The organism is Bradyrhizobium sp. Tv2a-2, assembly GCF_000472425.1.
GTDB lineage: Bacteria > Pseudomonadota > Alphaproteobacteria > Rhizobiales > Xanthobacteraceae > Bradyrhizobium.
Genome location: NZ_AXAI01000064.1, coordinates 1 through 7,672 on the forward strand (window position 1 = coordinate 1; position 7,672 = coordinate 7,672).

The 7,672-nt window shown below is 57.8% G+C and carries 7 protein-coding genes; 4 read left to right on the forward strand and 3 right to left on the reverse strand.

The genetic code is table 11. The annotated features are described in order from the left end of the window. The first annotated feature begins 393 nt into the window (after positions 1-393). Both A3AI_RS50100 and A3AI_RS49820 read left to right on the forward strand, forming a co-directional pair. A complete protein-coding gene (locus A3AI_RS50100) occupies positions 394-789 on the forward strand; it encodes a YopT-type cysteine protease domain-containing protein (RefSeq protein ID WP_283807331.1) in 396 nt (131 codons plus the stop codon). After that, positions 741-1,127 (forward strand): YopT-type cysteine protease domain-containing protein, encoded by a 387-nt coding sequence (locus A3AI_RS49820; RefSeq protein ID WP_024521072.1) that lies wholly within the window; start codon positions 741-743, stop codon positions 1,125-1,127. The genes A3AI_RS50100 and A3AI_RS49820 overlap by 49 nt, the downstream gene beginning before the upstream one ends. Positions 1,128-1,454: 327 nt before the next feature. Here the strand turns inward: A3AI_RS49820 and A3AI_RS0141415 are convergent, their stop codons facing one another. Continuing rightward, positions 1,455-2,126 (reverse strand): hypothetical protein, encoded by a 672-nt coding sequence (locus tag A3AI_RS0141415; protein ID WP_024521073.1) that lies wholly within the window; start codon positions 2,124-2,126, stop codon positions 1,455-1,457. A 59-nt stretch (positions 2,127-2,185) separates the two neighbouring features. After that, a complete protein-coding gene (locus A3AI_RS0141420; protein WP_024521074.1) occupies positions 2,186-2,935 on the reverse strand; it encodes a P-loop NTPase family protein in 750 nt (249 codons plus the stop codon). Positions 2,936-3,660: 725 nt separating this feature from the next. Here A3AI_RS0141420 and A3AI_RS44895 point away from each other — a divergent pair. Together A3AI_RS44895 and A3AI_RS0141430 are read left to right on the forward strand one after the other, a co-directional pair. Continuing rightward, positions 3,661-5,700 carry a hypothetical protein gene (locus tag A3AI_RS44895; RefSeq protein ID WP_156928183.1) on the forward strand — a complete coding sequence of 680 codons (2,040 nt, stop codon included), beginning with the start codon at positions 3,661-3,663 and terminating at the stop codon, positions 5,698-5,700. A gap of 150 nt (positions 5,701-5,850) precedes the next feature. Further along, positions 5,851-7,161 (forward strand): LLM class flavin-dependent oxidoreductase, encoded by a 1,311-nt coding sequence (locus tag A3AI_RS0141430; protein WP_024521076.1) that lies wholly within the window; start codon positions 5,851-5,853, stop codon positions 7,159-7,161. 246 nt (positions 7,162-7,407) lie between these two features. Here the strand turns inward: A3AI_RS0141430 and A3AI_RS0141435 are convergent. Continuing rightward, the coding region (locus tag A3AI_RS0141435; RefSeq protein WP_024521077.1) for an integrase core domain-containing protein at positions 7,408-7,672 on the reverse strand (265 nt) is incomplete at its 5' end.

The following is a 7,672-nucleotide window of genomic DNA, read 5'->3' on the forward strand; positions in this document are numbered from 1 at the left end:
GCATCGAAGACATGGCGCCGACTGAAAGGAACAAATCAGTTGCCGAAGGTCATCGCCGGTGTAAAGTTTACTGACGGCATCGAGGTCATTCCGACCACTGAAAGCCACGCCGCCTGATCAGGCCGCGTCACCCAGAATCAGCCATAGCTCGTGTCGGCTGCCTTGGGTCGCCGAATGGCGCTGCTCGCGACAGATGGGGTAAGCGTCTGTCAATCCAGCCAGCACCTGCCGTCAGCTCTTCGTCAGCTGGCCCAAGTATCATTCGAAGCGGGTTGATAAGCAGCCCGACGTTACCGCGCAGAGACTTACGCCGAATGAAAGGCGAATCGCCATGCACAATCCAATCAGTTGCTCATCTACATCGTTAGCCAAGCGCACCAACCGAGTCTGCCGGTGGACAGCGACAGCTTTACGGAAACACTGGCGAATCTTAACCCCGGCAAACGAGACCCCCACCTGGGGAGTTACCTGACAAAAAGGGGGGGGCACCGGCAAGCCGTATGCCTCCAATCCGAACAACCCGAGTACATCCGCTCCGCGAGGCCGAGCACGTCCCTGTGTCAATACAGGACAGCCGAATTGACTGGAGCGAATGTAGAAGGCATCTGCGTTGGGTTGACTGCCGAGTGGTTCCGCAATCTCAGCAGGAGTCCGTCAAGCCGAATGAACGCGTTGACACCCGGATCAACCATGCACAGGTCAGCGTCGGTACGGCAGCAGCAGTACGAGGACGAAAAGGCATGGCGGCTACGTCGGGGGGCAGGCAGGATCTTCTCAGGCCGACCTTGAAGCACAAAACGCCCGCCGTATTGTGGGACGCGGACTTGCAACCATCCGGAAAGGAGAAAGCATACAGCTTCGGAGAGCCGTCGAGCTTCGCGCGCATGTTGGGTAAAATCGCCGGCGACGGATCGAAGTACTTGCTCAGTTTGTACTTCGCCGAAGGTGGCTCGCACTCGGTTGCAACGGCTGCGTTCGATGGAACGACCACGCTCTTCGATCCGAACTATGGTGAATTTGCTGTTCCATCAGATCAAGTTGAGTCCTTATTCGAAAGCCTGGCCAATCGCTACCGGAACCCTAACGGGCAGCATTTATCAACAATCACCACTCAAAAGCTGTACTGAGTAGGGCGTGCAAGCCACCGTAAGCCGCGCCTTCCGTGAAGGCGCGGCTATGTCATCGATCCCGATGTTCTCAAGCGAAGCATATTGTCAAAAGACATATTGTCGAAAGTACGAAACTTTGATAGCCGGCTGGGAGCCGCACTGCGCATCGGCGGCCTCCGGCAAGGGCGATTGGCGCGGCGACCGCTCACCGGGTTGAATTCCTGAAGCGCCTCGCGCCGCCTCATTTCACCTGCTGATATATGGTTCTCTCCGTCGGCGTTCCGGCGCGACGTGGCCAAGCTCTCTCGTCCACGATACCAACAGCGCAATGCAGTATGGATCTCGTCAGGACGACCGCTGCAGCATCACACTCAACTCGAGTTCGCGCAGAGCCATATAGTTGCGGCGGATCCACTGATGCAGTTCGCTCGACGAATCGTTCTCGCTGCGCAGATAGCCAGTGAACGAAAAGGCTGGCCGGTCGACATACGTCCTCAGAAAGGCCGGCAACACGCATAAGCGGAGCGCGCGCGCATGATCCACGGCTCCAGGTAATTCGTGGCGAAGCACGAACTCATTTTGGATGGTGATCAGTGCCGATCGCGGCATCTGCCAGCGCAGTGACGCATAGCTGCGCAATGAGACCCGGTCGGCGCCTGCGACGAATAGGATGAATGGAGCGACATGGCTCCGGACTGCCTCCTCCACGAAGCCGATCTGATAGCACATCTTGAAGAATTCATCGAAGACATGGAACCCTAGGTCGATCACCTTGGCTACGCCATCGTCGAGGACAAGTCGGTCCATCAGCTGCATCTTGCCGTACGTATCGCCTACGCAAGCACGCTCGGTGATATCAGGCAGATAATCGCAGAGCGATGGCTCCCTCACGTTTATGTCGAATGACAGCGCCGCCCCGTCCTTGAGCAGCAGGAACTCACTCAAGAGCCGCGCGATCAGTGTTTTTCCGACCTGCGGGCTGGGTGAGCAGATGATGTAGACCGGCGTAGCTAGCATGGCCAGCGACACCGACCAGTTTCGTGAGCAATCCAGCCGCGCATAGTCGGAGCGAGCGGCTATTTGTCGGCGCTGCGGGTAACTGGCGCGGCTCCGGCCAGGTCGGTCAGCTTGATGCGGTCATACTCGCCCCAGACATTGGCAAGCCAGTGCCGGACATAGCCGCGCAGCACGAACGAGTAGTTCGCTCCCTCGTCCTGTCGCCCCTTGTTGCCGACAAACTTGAGGAACGGAACAGAAGCAACCTCAACCTGCTCATAGGCCATCTCGTCGAGTTTTGGAATCGTGAGTTCGGTCGCGTCGCTGATTCGGTTGAAATAGGATTGATATGTCGACTGATCCCAATTGAAGAACTGGGTGTCGTTGATGAAGTTTTTGACCAGGAAGTACTTTGCGTCCTTCATGAAATTAGCCGTCTCGGTGATCTCATCCAGTGACGCGATCGAGGGTCCCAGAATATGGAAGACCGCAAAAGTGATCTGGCCGGACTGCGCCGCATCCAGAAACCCTATATCGCGCAGTGAGCCCAGCGCGGGTGTCAGTAAGCCCGCGCGGACGTCAATCACGGTGACGAAGAGACCTGAGTGTAGCGTGTCGAAGATCTTCATCTGGTCCGCGGTCGTCGTCATGTCCACGACCTCGGTGAGATCAGGATGGAAGCGTTTGAGTGTTCCACGTGGTGATTCAGTGTCGAATGCGCGGGTCTGCACGTTGTGGGCACTGAAGTAGTCCAGAAGCGTTCGAGATACCGTGGTCTTGCCGACTCCACCCTTGTCCGCGCCTACCACAATCACAACCGGTTTTGCCATCGAGTTCCTTTGATGCGTCTTCACTCGCGATCGCGTCGCGCGACATGCAAGTCTTACGAAGTTGCTTTGGACGTGAACAGCGGAGAAGACAAGAGGTGATCGAAGAATTTGAGTAAATGCTCGTCTATTTCGATGCGCCTCGAGGTGGGCGACGACGATTGATGCTCCACTTCACGGAACTGACGTCAATCTCAACCGATAGAGATATTTGGGGACTTGAATCTTACGTTGCGTGAGGTTGTAGCCTTCGAAGGTGATATCCAAAGCAATCGCAGGTGCGCATTTATGGTTCGTCGTGAAATCAAATTCGAGCGCGTTCGCCAGCAATTATCAAGCCACTTGATGCGGGTGATGATTGATCAGGAGTGCGCACATTGTTGCGGGGGCCGGAGAGAACGCGCGATTTCTCGTAAGAGGCGTGAAGCAAGTGAATCTACAATGAGTCTCTTGTCGAAACGGAGGTTTCCTTATCAGACTGCGCTGATTGACCGGTCTCAACTCTTTGATGGATCATATGCATCGGGCTCGGAGCACGCTCGTTGTGTTCCGGTTGCGCGCGAAAGCAGCGCGAAGAAGCTGAAAGAGCATTGCGAGCCGACGCGCGGCAGGTTGCGCAATCCACTAAGGTCTGGTTCGTGGGCGACAATGGCAAGAGTGCGCAACGACCGTACGCGGACCCGGAGTGCTCAGGCCGCAGTCTACGGAACGACGTCGTGACGGCGCGGATGGCGCTTAGCGCCGCCTTGGACGAGATTTGTTGCGCTCCTGACATCGCTGAATTCTCAATTGCGTTGACGAAGCATGGCAAGCAGCTGCGAATGGCCGATCGCTCGACTTTCCTTCAAAAGGCGGGGGCCGATTTCCAATGTCGTTTTGTGAGCAAATTTGAGGAAGACGTCCGCGCCGGACGATCATGGGATTATGCCAGCATTTGCAACGTCGTGAGTCGGGCGGCAGGAGGTCAGGCCGGTGTGGAAGCGTGCAAGTCCATAGCAGGCCGGGTATCGCGGTTTGATGACGCCCTGATTGAGGCCATCGGGATTAAGACTCTTGCGTTCTTCGCATCATCATTCGCGCGGCACTTTCGGATCGGGGAATGTGGCAATGGAACAACTAGAATCGCGGAATTTTGTTGCCATCAGGAAGGAGCATTTCTGGAGCTGAGTGGTCAAAATTTGGCGGTGTTGGCAAATGGCTTCAGCAAGCGGCCGGAAGAGGCGGCCTGTCGTCGAGCAGCCATCGCGATCGCCCGTGAAGTCCTTCGCCGCGCTGAGGCGCCCGCCCAGCTCTCTCATATTACGCACCATCACCTGGCCGGCCTGGTAAATGGCTTCAGCAAGTGGCCGCAGGAGGCGGCCGCTCGCCAGGCCTCGGTCGCAATAGCTGATGAGGTGCGGCGCCGGGCTGGCCGGCTGTCTGATTGTCCTCAGCAGGGACTGGTGAATCTGGTGAACGGCTTCAGCAAGTGGCCGGGGGAAGCGGCTTGCCGCGAAGCCACCGCGATCATCGCGCAGGAAGTCATTTGCCGGGTCGCCCGTCTCCCCGACCACACTCAGCAGGGGCTCGCCAATTTGGTGAACGGTTTCAGCAAATGGCCTGCTGAGAGCCAATGTCGCATCGCCGCCGTCGCGATCGCGATTGAGGTCCTCGGCCGCGCCGCCGCACTCCAGGAATTCACTCCGCAAGACCTGGCGAACCTGGTCAACGGTTTCAGCAAATGGCGCGATGAGGCCGGTGCTCGCCACGCTGCAGACGCGATCGCTCGTGAGGTCCATCGCCGTGCTGCTCGGCTCTCCGATTTCAGTCGACAGGATCTGACCAATCTGGTGAACGGTTTCAGCAAATGGGAGGAGGAGGCCACCTGCCGCCAAGCTTCGCTTGCGATTGCCAACGAGATCCATGGCAGCGCCGGCCGGCTGTGCGACTATACTCACCAGGGGCTCGCGAATCTCGTTAACGGATTTAGCAGGTGGCCCGAGGAGACTGCCACTCGTCTGGCCGCAGTCGCAATCGCCGGTGAGGTCCTCCGCCGTGCCGCTCGACTGGCTGGTTGTACGCAGCAGGGGCTTGCGAACCTGGTAAACGGGTTCGCCAGATGGCCGGAGGAGGTGACCTGCCGTCAAGCCGCGGTTGCGGTTGCTGAAGAGGTCCTTCGTCGTTCCTCACGGCTTTCTGATTTCACCCAACAAGAGCTGGCGAATCTGGTGAACGGCTGTAGCAAGTGGCCGCTTGAGCCTGCCGCCCGCGGAGTCGCGGTAGCGAGCGCGGGTGAGGTCCTTCGCCGCGCCCACGGCAGCGAGCGGCTCTCTGGCTTTACCCATCGTCACTTGGCGAGTCTCGTCAATGGCTATAGCAAATGGCCGGAGGAGGTTGCCTGTCGCCAAGCCACAGTCCTGATCGCCAGTGAGGTCCTTTGTGGTGCCGCCGAGCTCTCTGGCTATCCTCCGCAGGGACTGATGAACCTCACGAACAGTTTCAGGAGGTGGCCGGCTGAAGCGACGTGCTGTCGCGCGATAACGCGCATCGCCAAAGAATTGCAAGGCCGAGAGTTCAAACCACGACGCCTGGAGCGAGCCGCCGTGAGCGCTACCCGAGATGCGACTTTGGATCCTGCTGGATCCGCAAACAAGGGGCGGGTCTTGCAGTATCCAGATCGGGCTTCGATTTTGCGGCGAGGCCAGCGAGGGCGCCCGCAGTCGCCGGTGGACGGACCGACCCAGGATAGTGAGGTGTTTCACACGCCACTCGCGCAAGACGGTCAGTAGATTCCGCCCGCCGCGGCAACGCCCATGATCGCTGCGATACGTTTACAATGACGAGAGAGCGGCGAACACCGAGGCCCTACTGAGGTATGGGAGCCAGTGGCCGCGCAAGACGATTTGAACCGATGTCGAACCGTATCGGAGGAGAAACCGATGAAACTCGGGTTGTTCTATGAACACCAATTGCCGCAGCTTTGGAAAGATGGCGTTGAGCAGAAATTGTTCTGTGACGCGCTGGAGCAGATCGAACTCGCCGACCGGCTCGGGTTCCATCATATGTGGCAGGTCGAGCATCATTTTCTCGAGGAGTACTCCCACTCATCGGCCCCCGAGGTCTTCCTAGGTGCCGTTTCGCAGCGAACGAGGAACATCCGGCTTGGTCACGGCATTTGTCTTTCGTCACCGAACTACAATCATCCAGCACGGGTCGCCGAGCGTCTCGCGACGCTCGATCTAATATCCGGGGGACGCGTCGAGTGGGGTACAGGAGAATCTGCCTCGCTGATCGAAATGCACGGCTTTGGGATCGAGCCCGAACAGAAAAATGCCATGTGGCGCGAGGGCGTCGAGCAGACCGCCAACATGATGGCGATGCGGCCGTACCCGGGGTACGAGGGGCAGTTCTTCAAAATGCCCATCCGTAACGTTGTACCAAAGCCGATCCAAAAGCCACATCCACCAATCTGGATGGCATGTTCCCGGCGAGAGAGCATTTTGCGTGCTGCACGTCACGGCGTAGGCGCCCTGGTTTTTGGCTTCGTGGAGGCCTCCCAAGCGAAAATCTGGCGTGACGAGTACTATCAAATTATCAAGTCCGAAGAGTGTGTGCCGATCGGTCATTCAGTGAATGCTAATATCGCCACCCTCAACGGCATGATGGTTCACGACAACGCCGAAGAAGCCATGCGTCGAGGACTCGATGGCTTCAAGTTCTTCGGCTATTCGATCGCACATTATGCGGTGTACGGGGAGCACCGTCCCGGTCGAACGAATTTGTGGCGGCGCTTCGAAACGATCAAGGACGACATCAAAGAAATGCCGGGCTCAGGCAGCATCGGATCCCCTCGGAGCGTCAGAGAGCATCTGATGGAGTATGCCGATATCGGTATCGACCAGATGATTTTCATCCAACAGTGTGGCCTCAACAAGCATGAACACATCTGCGAGGCGATCGAGTTGTTCGCCAAAGAGGTCATGCCAGCACTGAAAGAGGGAGAGCATGAACGCATCCGACGCAAAGATGAGGAGCTGGCGCCCCATATAGAGGCAGCACTTGCCCGGAAATCCTCGCTGAGCGATTTGAGCGAGACTGAAATTCCGAACATTGAGGCAATGGGAATCGTGCTCGAGCGCCATATGGGGAAAGACTACGCGGGTGTTCCCTACGCGGACCCAACCCGCGGAGGGGCCATTCCAATGGTCTCACGCGAATTGTTCTCCAAGGCCGCCAAAGTCGACAACTGACAAAGGCGCGATGGCACGTCCGAATCGCTCGACCTGTCGCGGCAAGGCGGCCCGGTTACATGAAAAGCGGCTAGGGTGAAGCTACCAAGAGGTGTCAAGCTAGCCAAGGAAGGGTATCGAATTTTGCGATAGCACGGTCACGGACAATGATAGTTTCGGATGCCCCGCCCCCATTTTAGAGGAAGGTTGGGGAAGGTGCGCAGAAGGAGAATCAGCGGCCGGGCCAGGCTCTCAGCCGTTTGAACGCTAGGTGTTTAGTCCCGGCATTTGCTGGAGCGGATTGAGTTTGAATCGTTCTGGCTGGGAAGTCCAGCATTTGCAGATGTATTCGTAAGGCGTGAGGCCCTTCAGGGTCTTCGGCCGCCGAGCGTAGTTGTAGGCGTTGATGAAGTCGGCAAGGTGAGCTTGGAGCTGATCGTGTCGATCGTAGTGGTAGCGTTGGACGGTCGCTTCCTTGATCGTGCGGTTCATGCGCTCGACCTGGCCATTGGTCCAGGGATGCTTGATCTTG

Excerpts from the sequence above, each read along its gene's own strand:
- A3AI_RS49820 (WP_024521072.1), top strand. The coding sequence starts at position 741 with ATGGCGGCTACGTCGGGGGGCAGGCAGGATCTTCTCAGGCCGACCTTG.
- A3AI_RS0141415 (WP_024521073.1), bottom strand. The coding sequence starts at position 2,126 with ATGCTAGCTACGCCGGTCTACATCATCTGCTCACCCAGCCCGCAGGTC.
- A3AI_RS44895 (WP_156928183.1), top strand. The coding sequence starts at position 3,661 with ATGGCGCTTAGCGCCGCCTTGGACGAGATTTGTTGCGCTCCTGACATC.
- A3AI_RS0141430 (WP_024521076.1), top strand. The coding sequence starts at position 5,851 with ATGAAACTCGGGTTGTTCTATGAACACCAATTGCCGCAGCTTTGGAAA.
- A3AI_RS0141420 (WP_024521074.1), bottom strand. The coding sequence starts at position 2,935 with ATGGCAAAACCGGTTGTGATTGTGGTAGGCGCGGACAAGGGTGGAGTC.